Below are 17,972 nucleotides of genomic sequence, written 5' to 3' on the forward strand. Positions count from 1 at the left end.
TAAGTATTTCTACTCAGAATAATAATTGGTCATTTCTACTCTAGAAAAAATGCGTTCTTCTTTGTTACTTTGAAATAGAAATTAAATAACCAATCAAAATAAAATCGTTATGGAAACAGCAAACGTAAGCGCAAACGCAAACTCATCCGGTCAACTTCAATTGGGTGGAGGAGCTCAGTTCTGGGTTTATCTATCCCCTCAGAATAATACTCAGAAAATGATTTCAACATGGCGTGTCACCTTTTCACAGGGTAGTTGGAGCGATTCGATTTCAAGCGAAAATCCAACGAAACAAATTCAAACCCCTAACCTGTCAGGTATTTTTAACATTACAGTAGAGTTGCTAAGTGGTTCAACCGGAACATGGAGACAAATACCTCCTCAACAGGGAAGCTATAATGAAATAGGCTGTAATTCAAACTGTGCTTCAATGGTCGGTATCGTTGCGGACAGTATCAATCCTTTCCCAGGTGCTATCAATGCGCATTTTTGGACTACATGGGATGCCATGTGTAAGACCCAATAGAATAGAAAAAGGATAAAAACGTAAATCCTTATTCATAAATTACCCATCTTATTTTTTTAAGCATACATGTGTTTACATTCTGCAAAAAATAAGATGGGTAATTGCTTTTTGATATTACTTAACCTTTTCTAAAAGATATAATTTAGCTCCTGAAAATGCTAATTTAGGCATCACATTCCCCTCCAGAACCATCGTTTTGTTATTGACATCAATCACGGAGATGTAATTATTCTTGTTATATTCAATGTAGTTTTCCTTTTCTTTAGTCAAAGGATTTTTCCCAAACTCCATGGAATATTTCACCCAGTCTATATCTTTATCAGAATTGCAATGTGCTGGTTTGAATTTAGATTTTTTAGCTTTAAAAACAATTTGATCAAAACCGTCTGCACACTCTGAAGTAAATGAACCATCAGGATTTTGATCTTTTGAAAAATCTTCAAAAGAACCTTTGTACACCCCTACTATCTTCCAAGTGCCATCCAGACGATCTTCATCGATCTTTCCTTTGGCCTTGCTTACTGCCCAGCTGATCCCATTTACAGTTCCTTTTACAGCTTTGTAGCTTACATTTACAGCTCCCTTTACTACTTTTGCAGCAGTGGTTACCACGCAAGAGTTTAAAACCAAAACAGCCGAAGCCAGAAATATTAACTTTTTCATCATTTATTTTATAGTTGACAAAGATACTATTTTTGAAAAAAGATTATTCGAAAAATTTCCGGCAGGGTTATGAGTCAATTAATTACCAAATTTTTTAACCCTGATATTTTTTTCCTTCACTTTGATCATGAAAGGTTCTAAATTGATTATTTTTCCAGCTTCCACTTTAAAATCAGAAGTGATACGTTCACAATAGGTGTTAGCAGGTAATGAATTTACACTAAGTTCAATCCTGTAATCTCCGGATTCAAGAAAAGAAATAAATTCACCATTATCGTCAGTAATCACACGCTGTAAAAAATGGTCATTTCTGAAAACATTAAAAATAATCCCTCCCAACTTTGGCGTGAAATCCATGACTTTTTTCGCATCAAATTCATAAATCACCTTTCCTTTAGAAGTACCATTTTGATGAAGAGGAATTTCTAAAAAATGATGGTGTTTATTCACTTCAAATTCTACTTCATCATAGTACCAGCCTTGCTGAATAATTTGTTTTAAAGCATATTTCCCGAAAGGAATAGACTTATACATAATGTTTCCGTCTTTATTAGCTTTAAATGAAATGGTATTAAGCATAATTAGATAACCTGCAGCTTCCTGATCTCCATTATCATAGATATTATTATTGTTGCGATCATAGTATACAAAAGCCTGTATCTCTCCTTTTTTTCCAGGGTTAAGCGTGGTAGCCTGAAAGTTGACCGTAACACCGGCTTCAACAGTAAAAAGATTATTATTGAAATGATTGGTAGAATAATTAAACCACGAAGAGTTAAGGTATATCCCATACCATTCCCTCGAATATTTCAGGTTGATAAAACCAGAAGGCGATTTTCCGTATAAGACATCATTAGTGTAAGACAATCCTGAACTTACATTTACTTTTTCACTAAAAAAGCTTTTATTGATGAAGGCGGAAAGAGAGAGCTTTTCATAAGCATTATTCACATCAAGCATTCTTGAAAAGGCATATTCTGAAAGGAAATAACTTCCATACTGATAGGTACAGTTTACATTAAGCCACTTGTAATTATAATTTCCACTGAGTTTCATCTGATAATCCGGATGATCCACGTTGGGATAATTAACAAGTCCTGTTTCTATTCCTATGATCGAAGAATGCTTTTTATCAGGACTCGACCACGTTACATATTGCGTGAATCTTTGCGCTTTCAACTGTTTTGGTTCCTGATTTCCCGGAATAGTAAAGAAATTATTATAGGTATTAGAGTTTTCTTCCTGATATTGATACCCAACACCTAATCCAAAATTACCTTTTCTTGGAAAATTGATTCCTGTATCCAATCTGATATTATCTGACTGCATAGCATTATCATAAAAATAGAACTTCGGTGAAAGGTTTGAAACAGTCACATTAGCATATACGTAATGATCTTTAAAAATGCGGCTAGAAAAATTTTGCTGAATCTGCAGCATTCCCCTGCGGTTTCCGGGATAGTAATCCGTACTATAAAAATAATTTCCATTCAGGTTGACTTTCTTTATGATTCCTGAATACTGAGATTCTAAAGCCAGGGAGGGTTTTGTAACGTTGATTCTTTCATAAAAACTAAGCCCGCTGTATATTTTAGTATTCATTTTCCAGTCTTTATTAAGAGAATACTGCATATCCGTACCCAACAGGTTATGTTTTGCTTTATCGTAAGGATCATTTCTAAAAATGTATGTCCCCGAAATACTACGGGATGCGTTTTGCGCTCCTAAGATTCCTTTAGCATAAAAGCCATAGCCGTTCTTTAAAAACGAATTCCTTTCAATTAGGCTGAAACTCTGATCTACAAAACCTACTTCTATTTTTTTGTCTTTATCAGAAGATGTGAAAGTATAATCGACTCCACGACCAAAGAGTGAAAGCTCTAGCAGTTTACTGATATTCCCCAACGTAAATTCACTATTTTCCCGGCGATAAGAGATATAGGTGTTATTGATAACGGGATCGCTGTTATTGTTCATCGCGTAGATATTCCCTCTTACAAAAATATATCCTGAAGGAAGATTAAACCCTCCCGATCCTATCAATTGGTACATATCCAGGTTCTCACCCACATGTCTGTAACTTGCTGTAACGGTGTTTTTACTGACATTTGAAAATATATCCGTTTCTCTGTCCTGGTAACGCTGAGTAGACGATATATTCTGAACTGAAACCGGTGCATTGCCAAATATTTCTTTATCCGGTTCTCTGAAACCTGCAATATTGACCGTAAACTGCGAACTCCGCATAAGTAGTTTAGAAGGCAAAAAACGAAATACAAATACCGAGTCTTTTTGCACTCCAACAGTCCCCGTTTTTTCTGTAAAAATGGTTCCGTGGGTAATCTCAGGGATTTTAAATACAAGTGTAACGTTCTGCTTTTTGTTCCCCAGGTTGGAAACCCTCGCTCTGATCTCAACAGAATCATTTACATTATTCGTATAAATAACAGGATTTTCCGGGATGATCCGCATCGAATTATTTTCGGCTACGGTGTATGTGATCTCTTTTTTTACGATTAGAGCATTTTGTGCATCGGTAAGTTTAAAAGCAATAGAAGACGCTCCGGCAACCGCATTATTATTGATCAGTATTTTAACCGGTAAAAACAAATGGTCACCTGATTTCATATCCACTTCAGTCTTGTTTCCTGAAATATTTCTGAAACCTGAGGGTATATTTATTTCCACTTTTCCTTTAAAGTGACTATTGCTTTCGTTTTTCAATACTAAGATAAGATCTATGATATTTCCTTTATCTACTCTGGATTCATTACGAATTTCCAACGTAATACCTGCGCTGTTTTGCGCGGGCATCAAAATAACAATGGATATCAAAAAAACAAAAAGTGCTTTTCTGAAAAAATCGTATAGCATAGATTATTGAGGGATTATCTCGTATTGAAGTGTGGTGGTATATTCTTCCATTCTGGCATTAATCAACCTTTCATCATTAGCATTTGTGGAATATTTGATATCATAATAAACATTAGTTCCTTTAGTAGAACCTCCGGTAGCAATAAGTTGTGGAGAAGCGCTTAATGAAACCGGATAAACATTTGCTTTGTTTTCTGCAACAGGGGAAAGAATCATTTTAACTGTTTCTAAAGGAATCGAATTGCCGGTCGGAGAATTAAACTGACCCTGAAGGGATTTTAATTTGATCTGATAATTTGTATTGCTGCTTACAATTAATGCATTGGCATAGATTACACGCACTCCTTTTACATAATCTTCCATGCTTTTAAACTCCAATGATCCATTGGTTGCATTCGCAGAAAATTTCAAAGAAAGTTCCGGAACTTCTGTTGGAGTTCCCGAAAGTGTACCGATCTGAAACTGAAAATTATGATCCATTCTTCCAATGATATTATTATACTGGTCGTAGGCTGTGAATTGTATTGGAGCAGTAAAAGTAATCCATGAAGGATAGTTGCCAAGATAGGATCCTCCCGCAACATTCAGACTGTATTTCAGCTGAAGGTTGTAATATCCGTTGGGCTGAATCGGTTGGTTATTCAATGGTGCATTCGACTGAGGAACTAAAAAAACCTCCTGCCCTTCCTGAAGAAAAACATTGAGAGGCATCCCGATCTGCGGAATGGTAGGTACAGGATCCGGGTACGCCTGTCCTGAAGACGAAACCGGTTGAAAAGAAATTTTATTAGCAGGCATCGTGTACTTACCATCGTTAGAGGTAATAGGCTGCTTTAACCTCATAGAGACTCTCCATCGTGGAATATTAAATTTGCCATTTCCCGCTAAAGTAAAAGTATAGGCATCCGGATTGGTATTACCGCTGTAAGAATTAATCTGTAAATAACTGTTTATCCACGAGGTATAAGTTACTTGTGAAAAACAATTCGAGGAAATAATCAGGATGATAAAGAGGAACCTTTTACTATTCATAGGTGAAATTTAACTCTCCCAATTCAAGGTTGTTACTGTCGCCATAGTCGATCATTACAGAAGCGGTATATTTTCCTTTTTCGAGTGTTGAAGATAAAGGAATATTCATTTCTCTTTTGTTTCCCGGCATCGTATAAAAAATAACAGGATCAAGAACTGTCTTTTTTCCGTTTTGCATATTCACAAGATCTGTGTATACTTTTCCGTCAACCCAAACATCTCCCTGGTTCTCAAAAAACAAATCAAGTCTGTTTTTAGATTTTCCATAAGCAAGATTTTGAATTTCAATCTTTTTACTTTTGGTTACGGGTAATTTGTGGAAAAGTTTGATTCCGGAACGTATACTCACTTTTATATGAGCTCCTTTGCTATCCACATCGTCTACAGGGTTCATCTGGCTTACATAAAGAACTGCGGTATGAGCTGATAAATGATCTGATAAGGTAGTGGGTGCCGTTATGGTAATGTCAATGTCTTTTTTTTCACCTGGTGCCAATGTGAAATAATTATCTTCTTTCTTTACAGACACCCAGCTTGCACAGGATGTAGGTCGGGTATTGGCTCCGTACGTCATATTCTCCCCTTTCTCATCATACTCCCAATCTCCTAAACTTATTGCCAGATCCAGAGAGTTCTTCGCACTTACGTTGGTCACCGTTACTTTTTGGGTATTACTATTCCCCAGGTCTGATTCGAAATACAATCTGGGAGGAGAAACAGAAACCCCTGTCTGTGCATATCCCCATGAAAATAGACAACAGATTAAAGAAGAAAACAAGAAAATTAGTTTTTTCATTAGAAATACTTCGCATTAAAGTATAGATAAAGTGCAACACAGATTTGCAGCACTTTATCTTTAAATGGTATTTGAATTATTTTATTGAGAAATAATAGTATACGTTAATTCTGTTGTATATACAGTAGGATCCTGGCCAGCAATATAGTTATCCAGGTAAGCATTAGCTCCTGCTCCTTTATATTCAATATTAATTTTCTTATCTACCCCTCCATTGGAAGAAGTTACCAATGTAGTTTCGTTAGCGGATAATTGTACATTTTGTGCATATTGTGCTCCATTTACAGCTTCAGATCCTGCACTTGCTTTAATCTGTATGGTGTTCGCCTGAATATTTTTACCGGCATTTTGTAAAGCAGCATTAGCACTTTTTACTTTTACCTGGAATCCACCTGTACTATAGATACTTAGATGATCTGCATTCACAGAGGAAACCCCGTTCACATAATCATCTTTGGTAACGTAGTCTAAGTTAACCACTTTTTGAGCGTTATTTACAACAAGGGTCTGGATGGGCTTCAATCTTACATTTAAGGTTACATTTTGTTGTGCTTTCAATGTTACAAATGCTACAAGAGCAAAAGAAGCTAAGATACATTTCTTCATAATTTAAAGTACTGTTTTCGTATTAAGAATTATTAATTTTTAAAATCAGGCGCAAATGTAGAGAGAAAGATAGTCACAGCTTTTGTGAAAAAACACTTATCATTTGTAATTTTATGTAGTGAATTATTTACATACAGAGATAGCCTTTTATGAAAACAATCATAAAAAGCCTTGTATTTTAGGAAGATAAAACCTTTACAAAGAAAAGCGATGATAAGTTATCGTTAAATAATTCACTTTTACATAAGTATCGGCAAAACAATTATTTTGAAAAATCACCTATTAAAATTGGTAATTTTTTATTCTTTATATTAATTTTTTACTGAGAAATTAGTGTTAATACTAAATGATCTTGTTGAATACCGGAGTCACAACCAATTTTTTTTAGTACTTTATCTATATCCTCGTTTATTTTATACACTTCTTGAACCACTCCTTTTTGATGTCCTATCAGGTTATACTCTTTATTGCAATTACTATTAACTGCTTTTGTATCACTGGTTCTTTCATGATGTGCTTTTACCTCAAAACCTGAGGGACTCGATACCGTTATGGATTTAATTTCAGGTATCCGCGTATCTTTTTTACCAACATCAGAATCGTTATGATTAATTGAGAGTATCTGTACCGGATATAAACGGACATTTAACCTCAAAGCATCAGACATCTGAGCAAAAGATGTTGCACTGGCAAAAAATAAAACAATCAATAAAAACCTTGTAAAAAGCATATAGCCTAGATTTTTCACCAACTGGTTACTTAGGTAAATATACAATTAATTCTATAAGTTTATACAATAAGTTCTATAATTATTTCAATTCGGAGGGATTTTTTCCGGTATGCTTTTTTATAAAGTTGCTAAAATTTCCTTCATTGCTGAAACCCAGCTCATAAGAGACTTCGGAAATGGTACAGTTAGAAAAAACAAGAGCTTTTTTACATTCATTGACCAGCTTTTCGATAATAATATGCTTAGCCTTCTTTCCCAACACATACTCGGTCATTTCGGTCAACCTTCTGGAAGAAATATTCAGCTCATTGGCATAGTAAGAAACCTTCTTTTCTTTTTTATAATCTCTTTGAAGAATAACTTTAAATCGGTTTACGTAATACATATAATCGAATTTAAAGTCTTTCCTGATCTCTTCTGTTGGAATATGCAGGAAAGCATCAAGGATCAATCTTTCGATTGCATTGTGGGCTGCAGAAATGTACAGGCTTTTATCTTTAAGCTGAAAGCTCTCCATTCTCTCCATAAAAATCACCCTCATCTGCTCTATGTTTGTAAAGGGAGCAACAAAAACATCTGAATCATAATTAAAGAAAAGCTGGGAGTTGATGAACAAACTATCTTTTGTTGATCTTTCGTAGAAGCTTGATGAAAAGGCAATCACAAAAATATCGGATCTTTTGGTTTTCCCAAAAACAATTTTCTTCTGAGGACCAACAAAAGCTATATTTCCTGCTGTAATGTCATACGGAACATCCTCAACTGTTAATTTGATATCTTCTAAAATAATATATATACAGAAGTATTCCAGCGTATTGAGCTCTCTTCTGTTATTATTTCTTTTCATAATATAATCTAATCGATTGATACTAAAACCATTATCTTTTAACTGCTCCGTTATTGTATACATACTTCTGCTAATTCTATGAAAAAAAACCCTTTTTAAATAAACGTTTTATAAATATAAAAATTTTACCAAATATTGCTTTAATAAAGGAAAATACATTCAAAATAAGAGATTTTATATCATTAATTAAATCCAGATTACTTATAATATACCTGCATCTTGTACATCAATATATATTCTCATTTCATATCACAGTCATTCGTATTTTCTATTTTTCCGGATGAGATATTTTCATAACTTGTATGTTTCAACTAAGGAAAATAATATAAAATACCTACAGGTAAATTTGCTTACATTTAATAACAGCAACAATTCATTAATTCATTTAATTTCAAATAATTACCCAAACATTTATTAGCAATTAGTAGAAAAACAGTAACATGTTATGACTAACAAAAATTTTAATTTTCAAAAAGGTTTCACATTCAGTAAGCATATTCCGGAAGAGATGTCAAATTTTGACCGGGTCTTTGATGTTTTCAAAGATTTGCTTACCCATACTTCCGGAGATCTCGAAGAAGCCTTTGAATGGCTTGATATGCTTGATAAAGAATATGATATTTTCGACGAGGGTTATACCGTCGAGGATTTTGAAGAGGATCTGAGAAAGCGTGGATATATTAAAAAAGAAGATGACCCTGAAGATGGAAATTCAGGATCAGGGAAAGGCAAGAATATACTGACCGCTAAATTAGAGTCTGCCTTACGGGAATATGCATTAGACCAGATTTTCGGAAAACTGAAAAAGACAGGTATTGGAAACCACCGTACAACAAAAACAGGCATTGGTGATGAGCGGGATGGAGAAAACCGTTCGCATCAATACGGAGATGATCTATCCACGGTGAACATGACGGAAAGCTTAAAAAATGCCCAGATCAATAATGGGATTTCAGATTTACACCTTACCGAAGACGATCTTATTGTAGAAGAAACCAAGCATAAAGCACAGATGAGTACCGTGTTGATGATTGACATCAGCCACTCTATGATTTTATATGGTGAAGACCGTATTACTCCAGCCAAAAAGGTAGCTATGGCTTTGGTAGAATTAATTAACCGTAAATATCCTAAAGACTCTATTGATATTATTGTCTTTGGAAATGAAGCCTGGCCGATCAAAGTTAAAGATCTACCGTATCTAAAAGTCGGACCTTACCATACCAATACTGTTGCCGGGCTGGAACTGGCAATGGATATCCTCCGAAGAAAAAGAAATACCAACAAGCAGATCTTTATGATTACTGATGGAAAGCCAAGTTGTATACAATTACCCACCGGAGAATTTTATATGAACAGTAATGGTCTGGATGAAATGATCGTTTCCCAGTGTCTCAACAGAGCTGCACAAGCCAGAAAACTAAAAATTCCTATTACCACCTTTATGATTGCTCAGGATCCTTATCTGCGTAAGTTTGTAGATGCATTTACCGCACAAAATAAAGGGAAAGCCTTTTTAACCGGGTTATCAGGTCTGGGACAAATGATTTTTGAAGATTATGAAAAGAATAGGATCAGGAGAATATAGGTTTGCCAGTTGCCAGTTGCCAGTTGCCAGTTGCCAGTTGCCAAAATTATGATTACGACGTTATATTTAAAATATATATCATTAAATAATTGTTATTACTTACAAGAAAATGAAAAACGATATTACATTCAAGGAATTAAAGAATTCCGGTTATACAGATAAAACAATCAATGAAGAAATTCAGGCTAATTTAATTGCCAGAATCAAAGCTAAAGAACCCGTATTTGAAGGGCTCTTAGGTTATGAAGATACTGTAGTTCCTCAATTGAAAAAAGCTATTCTTGCCGGTCATCATATTAATCTATTAGGTCTACGTGGACAAGCAAAAACCAGAATTGCAAGAAGCATGGTCAATCTGCTGGATGAATATATGCCTATTGTAAAAGGATCTGAGATTAATGACAGTCCTTTTCAGCCTATATCAAAATTTGCAAGAGACCTTATTGCGGAACTTGGTGATGAAACCCCTATTTCATGGGTACACCGTTCCAATCGTTTCTTTGAAAAACTGGCAACACCGGATGTGAATGTTGCCGATTTAATTGGTGATATAGATCCGATCAAAGCAGCAACCCTGAAATTACCTTATTCCGATGAACGTGTTTTGCATTATGGAATGATTCCACGTGCCAACCGTTCGATATTTGTATTGAATGAGCTTCCTGATTTACAGGCACGAATCCAGGTTTCCTTATTTAATATCTTACAGGAAGGTGATGTTCAGATTCGTGGGTTTCAGTTGAGAATGCCTCTTGATATCCAATTCGTTTTTACCGCTAACCCGGAAGATTATACCAATCGTGGAAGTATAGTAACTCCTTTAAAGGATAGAATCGGATCTCAAATTTTCACTCATTATCCGCAAACTATTTCCCTTGCAAGACAAATTACAGAACAAGAAGCTAAAGTTTCACCAGAAGACAGATCGAACATACAGATTCCAAATCTTGCTAAAGATCTTTTAGAAGAAGTAGCTTTCGCTGCCCGTGATAGTGAATATGTAGACGCAAAGAGTGGCGTAAGTGCCCGACTTACGATCAGCGCCATGGAGAATTTAGTTGCAGCAGCCAAGTTGCGCCTGATCGAATCCGGTGCTAAAAAGACGACTGTTCGTCTTCTCGATTTCATGTCGATTATTCCATCGATTACAGGTAAAATAGAACTGGTTTATGAAGGTGAGCAGGAAGGCGCAGACTATGTCGCAAAAATTTTAATTGACAAAGCGATCATGATCCAGTTTGAAAGTTTATTCCCACGCATTTCTAAACTGGAAAGAGAAAGTATAAAAACCCCATACACTGATTTAATACAATGGTTTAATAAAAACCACCTTGAACTCAATTACGGCGATACGGACAAGGAATTCTATAGTAAGCTTAACAGCATAGCTCCCTTAGCAACAGTAGTTGAAGAAAATACTTCGGGGCTAAGTGCTGAAGATCAGAATTTCTGTAAAGAATTAGTTTTATGGGCATTAACGATCAGCAAAAAATTAGATAAAACAGAAAACCAAAATGCTTTCAGTTTTGATTCTGCAGATGTAGGTCAGTTTTTCCGAAATTGATACTACATATACTAAAAAAATCCCTCGGCTTATCGAGGGATTTTGTTTATAAGATATACAGAATTAAATTATACATCAGTTCTGGTCTAATTAATTTCAATAACAAAAGCAGTTAATTCTGCCATCTTCCCCTTATGAAATTGCCACACATCACAATATGAGTAATTAATCATTTTTCCTTCTTTATTCTTCATACTGATTTCCCCAATCGCTGTTACAAAATCACCTTCTGCGATCAGCTTTTCTACCTTAAATTTAGGAGGTTCCAAATACGCTGTTGCCATATATTGCCGAACCTGCTCCTTTCCTTCAAGGATTTGATCACCCACAAATGTCCATTTGGTATTGTCGGTACAGAATTTCAGAAATCCTTCGTAATCTCCTTTACTGATCGCCAAATTTGCTTTTTCCAGTATTGCTTTATTATTCATATTCAAACTGTTTTTAATGGTATTTTTTGTTAACCGTTCTGATACCTGTGCATTGGCCAAGAACCCAACAGAAGTCATTATTATTACTATAATTGTTACTATTTTCATATCTGTATCCCAAAATATATACACAAATGTATAACAGACCATATGAATTCGTTTTATCAAACGCTTAATGTAAGATACTAACAATAATGTAAGCAACTAGTATATGCACTTTACGCGATCCTTTAATCTTTATTAGTAAATAGTTACCGGTCCTACCAAGCCCATAGATTGCAATGGTTGTTCTTTCTTTTTCTGATTCGTCCAGTATTGTGCAACTACATTATCCTTAAGGGTCTTCATATAGTTGACCATAACGGTTACTACTTTAATTTCAATTTCATTATTTCCTTTTCGAACTAAACCTTCTAAAGGATAAATCCTGCGGCCATACCATTGGGTTCCAGCTTCTACTCCATTAATCCTTATTTCACAGATCCCGTACACATTTCCCAGATTTATATAGCCCATTTTATCACCCTCTTTTAATTGAAAAGTATTTCGATAAACCGCTGTTCCTGCAAAATTAGCATAGACAGGCATTTCTTTTAGATCAATAAGTTTACTTAACTCTTCTTTTTTAATAGTTCCATCGTAATGTCTGAATTCAACATCCCATGTACCTTCTAACTCTTTTGCATTGTTTCCATTCAATGGACTTGCTTTCCAGATGTTCCCTTTTTTATCATGATCAAAAACGATCAATTTTGAATCTGCCGGACCTAAATCGATATATAAACGTCCTTCCATCATATCCAGCTTGAACCGCTTACCTGTTACAGCATCCCATAACCAGGGTTGTTTATTTTTAAGTATATCTTTGTCAAACGTAATATCAAGCAATACGCTGTGCTTACTGCTGGAGTTGGTCAGCATAAAAAGTTCAGCTCTATTCGTTTGGTAGCGTACCTGTGTTATAAATGTTTTTGGTTCCTTTATTTTTAGATAGGGTTTAAAATCATATTTCTCCTGAATTGTTTTATACCAGCCCAGGAAATCCGTTGTTGGTTTAGGTAAGAAAATAAAACGATCAGGAAAAGTTTGCATTTTTTTAACCCATTCCTGTACTTCCTGATCTCTTTTCTCATAATGAGCCCAACCTGTAGATCGATCCGGTATGGCTTCTATGCAAAAGATCCTTCCGCCTCCACTTACAAACTCGTGTAATTTACCAGCTGTAGCCGTATCTAAACTATGTACTGCCAGTAAAAACAAAGTATGATATTTCCTCTTTCCATAAGTAAGAAAACCTTTACTGACCTCCGAGTCATTGATCACACGCTCTGAAACATAATCACATGCATTACCGTTCTGATGAATAGATTCCCATATCAAAGCCTGGTACGCCGGGGAAACCATAACCGGGAAAGGTTCATTTTGTGCACCATACTCCGACCATTGATCTGCAAAAGGTGCTAAAAGGGCGATGTCGGCAAACATAGTCGCTTGCTGCAGTACCGCTGACAATCGTGCACGGTAATCTGTATAGTGTTTAAAGTATGGCCACATCGTATTTTTCTCACTAAAATACCCTCCATACGTTATCCAGCCTGGGAAAGCTGCATCAGGTGGCGAGTAATTAAAACCGTGAAAAACAGGATGGGTAACTCCCGATATCGTACTCTGATCACCTGCGATTTTAAATATTTCTAATGATTCATTAAAAACCATGTCTGTATTGGTGAGTTCTTCAGAACTGATCAGTTTTTTATCCTTTAAATGAGCAGCTGAGGATACGAATTTATTGATCATTGTATTCCCCCTACCCAAATGCCATGGATATTGCATCATTTTTTCTTCACTTATATCTTCTCCGATGCCATATTTCAGCCAGGTTTCACATTCGGGGATATCAATATCGAAACTTCCTTCCAAAGGAAAATAACCGCGTCCATATGCCTGTGCTCTTGATTTTATCTTATTATCCTTACACCATTCTGTAAAAGTATGAAGGAATCTTTCTTCAAATATTTCTGCTTTTGTCAGTTCAAAATCATACCGCATCCGGTCTATCGTCTTTTTGAACTCGTGACCCATTTTTACCGGATAAAGGATATTCTGTCCCGTCGTATTTCCCATACCTCCGATTTTAAATAAAACAAAAGGTAAATAAGGATACAGATCATAGCCTCTCCTTTTTTGAAATTCGCTCATCATATCGCTATTCCAGTTGGTTCCTTCCGTCTCTAGACTGTCAACAAAGAAGGACCGGACTTTAGGAGCAAGTGGTCCTATTTTTTGCTGAATGGTATCACTCATCCTGTTGAGGTACTTTTTGACAGCGGCAGTATCATAATGATTCAATACGGGTCCCATCCCTCCGGGAGCACCTTGGATGACACTCATAAAGCGTTCTATTTTCACCAGTCCGTAGATGGCATAATCACCTTTGGGTATTGAAACCTTGATCATTCCATTTTTAATCTGATCTGACAAGTTGATCACTTCATCCAGCCTATTCAATGGATCAGGTACGAGCTTTACCTCGAGCATTTCCATCGTTCTTCCCGTATAGGGACTGGTAATTGCCGGATCTGCTTCTTTATAAAGATCAAAAAGGGAAAATTCTGTTATTAGCGGTCCTTTCAGTTTTTTAGCAGCTATTACCACAATTTGTGAACATTCCTCCTTTTCCAGAAAAGCACCTCCCATCGGAAATCCGGTACCGACAAGTAGATCACAGGTCATATCTAATGATTTTGCTTCTTCCAAAGTGAAGTTTAATAATTCAATCCACTCATCACTTAACCAATCTACACTGGGTTTATTCATATCATCCGTTCGTAAAGGAAATGATATGGGATTGATCTCCACACCTCCTATTCCAGCTTCTTTTAAAATTCTGAGTTCACGAGCCAGCTCTGTCTTTTCTATTTTATCACCATTCCACCACCAGCGAACAAATGGCCGGTAATGATTTTCAGGATTAGTGAACAGGTCAAATAGTGACTTAGATTTTGATACATGTTCTTCTCTCAACATTGCGTTTGCATAAGAAGGCAATATATTCGCTAAAACTAAGCCTGATGCTGCCACTGAACATTGTTTCAAAAAGTCTCTTCTTTCCATGAATGGTATATGTATTAAAATTTATAACGGTCACCTAACAGGTTCCATCGTTATAGAAACCAGGTTAACGAGTGAACCAAATTTAATGGATTTGCCTGTAATAATACACTTTTGTTGGAATAAATAATACGAAAGGATTATTAAAGCTAAAAAAATCCAGAAATTTTATTGTTCTGGATTAATTCATGTTTTAATGGATAAGGTAAGATATTTCTTTGATTTAGCAATATAATAACTCCCCAAATGACTAGTACTATTGTAAACTGAAATGGTAAGTTATAAGAATTAAAAGTCCAATATCATGATGATATTGGACTTTTAATATTTCTGAATCTGGATTAATTAAATACCTGTGTTTTAATGTAATTCACATCTACATCTGTGATATAATTAATCAGATTGGTATATTGTGGATGGAAATTATATCCGCCATCTGTCATCTCTTTGGTAGCATCCTGCTTACTCCAATTCTGGAAAACAATACGGTACATTGCCATAGTAACTCCGGTTCTGTCACTTCCATGGGCACAATGTACATCGATTGGCTTGGGAGCATTTTTTATAATTTTTAAAGCCTTAATAATTTCTACATCTGAAACAGATGAAGCAGTCATAGGTACATTATATAAATTTCCGGTAAAATCAGTTCCTGAAACATTATCTATATGTCCTGACCTCAGATTGAGAATTGAGGCAATATTCTTTTGTTCAAGATAGTCATAACCATCACTATCAGGCTGTTCACTTCGATAAATATCATTATTGACTTTATACAGATTATCAAAAGGTGATCCTGTAACTTTTTGAGCCCAGTTCTGAGGGCGGGAAGTGGTAGATTTAGCAACCAGCTCAGAATTCTTGGAATTGTAAGCCGATTGAGCTAATGAATCTTCAGAATTTTCAGCAGCACAAGCCAGTGTGCTCAAAGCCAAAATGATAAAAATTGTTCTTTTCATGTTTTTTATTTTAGTTTAAAAGAATGTTTTTACTCATTAACATTATCATAGTTATCGGGCCTCTGCTTTCTCTTTGTCATCCTCTGTAAATTAATGCAAATGCCTATCTATATAACTATTAAAAATAGGTACATTATATTTTTTACACATAAACCGATACAATTGATGCAAAATAATTACAAGCTTTTATAATTATTTGGAAATAAGCAACAAATGTATGGATAAAATCACATATTTCAACAAATAGAGATATAACAGATATTAAAATTTCATTAAATTTAATATACCACCCGTAGATACGTCGATTCTATTTTGATTTAGTGAAATTTATAATTAGCTTTATATAATCAATTAGAATTATCATTATGAAATATTCAAAAGAATATATGACTCAAGATGAGCACATCGATGTACAGGGAATTATGGATGGTTTATACTATCCTTTTTACATGGAATACTGCAGACACCAATATATTGATGAGGTTTTGGGCTTCAATCTCGAAAACGAAGCAAAAAATGGAGTCAATATGGTTTTATCCGGATATACGATCAGTTTTCTAAGATCTTTAAAAAAAGGAGATACCTTCACGGTAACCTGTGAATTGTTCCGCGATAAGAACGATGCTCCCAAAATACACTTTAAGCAATCCATTATCCTGAATGGCAAGGTCACTACAAAAGCTACTTTCACGGGCACATGTGTTCCTGCTACCGGTGGCAGACCCTATCTTCCGGAATCCTTACAAGCACTTATTGAAGATGCTCCGATTTTGGAGGACTAACATCTTTCATAAGAAAAGCTTAAAAGCGATCAGCAAAGAATCAATAAATTTCCTCCACGGCTGGAGGAAATTTTATTTTAAGACAATCCTATTAAATGAGATATGCAGTAAAGACATAACTGCATTGTATTCAGGGATCAAATCCAAAAACATCCATCATATAGTAAAAAACGTCCATTTTTCAGAAACAACTATCAGGGCATCTTTGCAATAGATTATAATCTATCTCAATACAACAACAAAAATTTAAATAAAAATGTCTGTTTCTGATTTATTCAAGCCACTCACTTTGCTGCATGGCCCGGCAATGAGAAATCGTTTCATGTTGGCTCCACTGACCAGTCAGCAAAGTGCTCATGATGGCACAGCATCCCAATACGACCAATCCTGGATTGAACAACTGGCTCAAAGCAATTACGGATTAATCCAAACCAGTGCTGCTACTGTAGAAGCAGGCGGTATTGCATTTGAGCGACAGTTGGGAATTCATAGTGATCTACATTTACATGGTCTGGCTAAAATGGCTACGACAATTCGTGAGGGCGGCGGTTTGTCTGCAGTCCAGCTACACCACGCCGGACATCGTGCTCAACCTCAGTTTGGAGGAATACCTGCTCCTGCCTCCAGCAAAACGGTTCCAGGGATTAACGCAATCACAACCGAAGAAGTGGAACGAATTCGGGATAGTTTTATCTCTGCGGCAAAAAGAGCACAACTCGCAGGTTTCGATGGCGTCTCAGTACATGGCGCTTTTGGATGGATTCTTTCAGAATTTCTGTCTCCAAACCTGAACGACCGCAAGGATAAATATGGAGGTAGCCTGGAAAATAGAGCCCGTTTTACGATTGAGGTTATAGAGGGTATTCGTAAGGCTTGTGGTCCTCACTTCCAGATAGGTTGGCGATTATCAATAGAACGTTATGGGTTACTTCTTGAAGAATTGCGGGAAATCACTGCTGAAATTTTTGATCGTGAACTGATCGATTATCTCGATCTTGCCCTTTGGGATTCAGCTCAAATTGTCAGAGAAGGAAGTTTTCAGGGAAAAACAATGCTCAGTGTATTTACGGAACTTCCCAGAAAAGGTGTGCGTTTAGGTGCAGCAGGAAAAATCATGAGTGCACAACGTGCCGGAGAACTGCTGGATGAAGGTTGTGATTTTGTACTTATTGCAAGAGCTGGCATTCTTCAGCGGGATTTCCCTCTTCAGGTAAAGGCAAATCCTATGTATGACAGTCCCAAATTACCCGTAACAGCAGAGTATCTGCGCCAGGGAGGATTGAGCGAACGTTTCATTGATACGATGCGGGGATGGCAGACCTTTGTCTATCCGGGTTCAAAATGATCAAGATTATAGCATTGGACTGCAAAACGACAATCTGAAAATAATCAATAAAAATTACATCCGGAAATAAGCGGGCTATCATGAGAAAGCTCGCTTTTCTTTGTTATAAACTATTTGT

General features: G+C 35.9%; 15 protein-coding genes. 5 read left to right on the forward strand and 10 right to left on the reverse strand.

All coding sequences use genetic code 11. The features are described 5' to 3' along the window. Window positions 1–109: 109 nt before the first annotated feature. Complete coding sequence (locus JHL15_RS16385; RefSeq protein ID WP_200247467.1) at window positions 110–526, forward strand: hypothetical protein; 417 nt, start codon at window positions 110–112, stop codon at window positions 524–526. 114 nt (window positions 527–640) lie between these two features. Here the strand turns inward: JHL15_RS16385 and JHL15_RS16390 are convergent, their stop codons facing one another. The 7 genes from JHL15_RS16390 to JHL15_RS16420 form a co-directional block, all read right to left on the reverse strand. Continuing rightward, complete coding sequence (locus JHL15_RS16390; protein WP_200247469.1) at window positions 641–1,189, reverse strand: hypothetical protein; 549 nt, start codon at window positions 1,187–1,189, stop codon at window positions 641–643. A 78-nt stretch (window positions 1,190–1,267) separates the two neighbouring features. Then, window positions 1,268–4,003, reverse strand: coding sequence for a COG1470 family protein (locus tag JHL15_RS16395; protein WP_200247471.1), 2,736 nt, complete (start codon window positions 4,001–4,003; stop codon window positions 1,268–1,270). A gap of 63 nt (window positions 4,004–4,066) precedes the next feature. Further along, window positions 4,067–5,095 carry a hypothetical protein gene (locus tag JHL15_RS16400; protein ID WP_200247473.1) on the reverse strand — a complete coding sequence of 343 codons (1,029 nt, stop codon included), beginning with the start codon at window positions 5,093–5,095 and terminating at the stop codon, window positions 4,067–4,069. Continuing rightward, window positions 5,088–5,891, reverse strand: coding sequence for a fimbrial biogenesis chaperone (locus tag JHL15_RS16405; RefSeq protein WP_200247475.1), 804 nt, complete (start codon window positions 5,889–5,891; stop codon window positions 5,088–5,090). The genes JHL15_RS16400 and JHL15_RS16405 overlap by 8 nt, the downstream gene beginning before the upstream one ends. Before the next feature lie 81 nt (window positions 5,892–5,972). Further along, a complete protein-coding gene (locus tag JHL15_RS16410) occupies window positions 5,973–6,497 on the reverse strand; it encodes a hypothetical protein (RefSeq protein ID WP_200247477.1) in 525 nt (174 codons plus the stop codon). Window positions 6,498–6,816: 319 nt separating this feature from the next. After that, window positions 6,817–7,227, reverse strand: a complete 411-nt coding sequence (locus JHL15_RS16415; RefSeq protein ID WP_200247479.1) for a hypothetical protein — start codon at window positions 7,225–7,227, stop codon at window positions 6,817–6,819. Window positions 7,228–7,306: 79 nt separating this feature from the next. Further along, on the reverse strand, window positions 7,307–8,137 hold the full coding sequence (locus JHL15_RS16420) for a helix-turn-helix domain-containing protein (RefSeq protein ID WP_200247481.1): 831 nt from the start codon (window positions 8,135–8,137) through the stop codon (window positions 7,307–7,309). Window positions 8,138–8,519: 382 nt separating this feature from the next. Between JHL15_RS16420 and JHL15_RS16425 the strand changes: the two genes are divergently transcribed. Next, window positions 8,520–9,662, forward strand: coding sequence for a vWA domain-containing protein (locus tag JHL15_RS16425; protein ID WP_200247483.1), 1,143 nt, complete (start codon window positions 8,520–8,522; stop codon window positions 9,660–9,662). Window positions 9,663–9,771: 109 nt separating this feature from the next. Next, window positions 9,772–11,226 carry a sigma 54-interacting transcriptional regulator gene (locus JHL15_RS16430; RefSeq protein WP_200247485.1) on the forward strand — a complete coding sequence of 485 codons (1,455 nt, stop codon included), beginning with the start codon at window positions 9,772–9,774 and terminating at the stop codon, window positions 11,224–11,226. 86 nt (window positions 11,227–11,312) lie between these two features. Here the strand turns inward: JHL15_RS16430 and JHL15_RS16435 are convergent, their stop codons facing one another. The 3 genes from JHL15_RS16435 to JHL15_RS16445 all read right to left on the reverse strand — a co-directional run bounded on the left by JHL15_RS16435 (window position 11,313) and on the right by JHL15_RS16445 (window position 15,727). Continuing rightward, window positions 11,313–11,807, reverse strand: a complete 495-nt coding sequence (locus tag JHL15_RS16435) for a nuclear transport factor 2 family protein (RefSeq protein WP_234047795.1) — start codon at window positions 11,805–11,807, stop codon at window positions 11,313–11,315. A gap of 90 nt (window positions 11,808–11,897) precedes the next feature. After that, window positions 11,898–14,771, reverse strand: a complete 2,874-nt coding sequence (locus JHL15_RS16440; protein ID WP_200247487.1) for a glycosyl hydrolase — start codon at window positions 14,769–14,771, stop codon at window positions 11,898–11,900. Between the two features lie 338 nt (window positions 14,772–15,109). Then, complete coding sequence (locus tag JHL15_RS16445) at window positions 15,110–15,727, reverse strand: phosphatase domain-containing putative toxin (protein ID WP_200247489.1); 618 nt, start codon at window positions 15,725–15,727, stop codon at window positions 15,110–15,112. A 365-nt stretch (window positions 15,728–16,092) separates the two neighbouring features. Between JHL15_RS16445 and JHL15_RS16450 the strand changes: the two genes are divergently transcribed. Together JHL15_RS16450 and JHL15_RS16455 are read left to right on the forward strand one after the other, a co-directional pair. After that, window positions 16,093–16,509: a thioesterase family protein gene (locus tag JHL15_RS16450; protein WP_200247491.1), complete on the forward strand. Its 417-nt coding sequence runs from the start codon at window positions 16,093–16,095 to the stop codon at window positions 16,507–16,509. Window positions 16,510–16,765: 256 nt separating this feature from the next. After that, window positions 16,766–17,854, forward strand: coding sequence for an NADH:flavin oxidoreductase (locus JHL15_RS16455; RefSeq protein WP_200247493.1), 1,089 nt, complete (start codon window positions 16,766–16,768; stop codon window positions 17,852–17,854). Window positions 17,855–17,972: the final 118 nt, after the last annotated feature.

Origin of the sequence: Chryseobacterium paridis (assembly GCF_016595215.1) — a bacterium.
Lineage (GTDB): Bacteria > Bacteroidota > Bacteroidia > Flavobacteriales > Weeksellaceae > Chryseobacterium > Chryseobacterium paridis.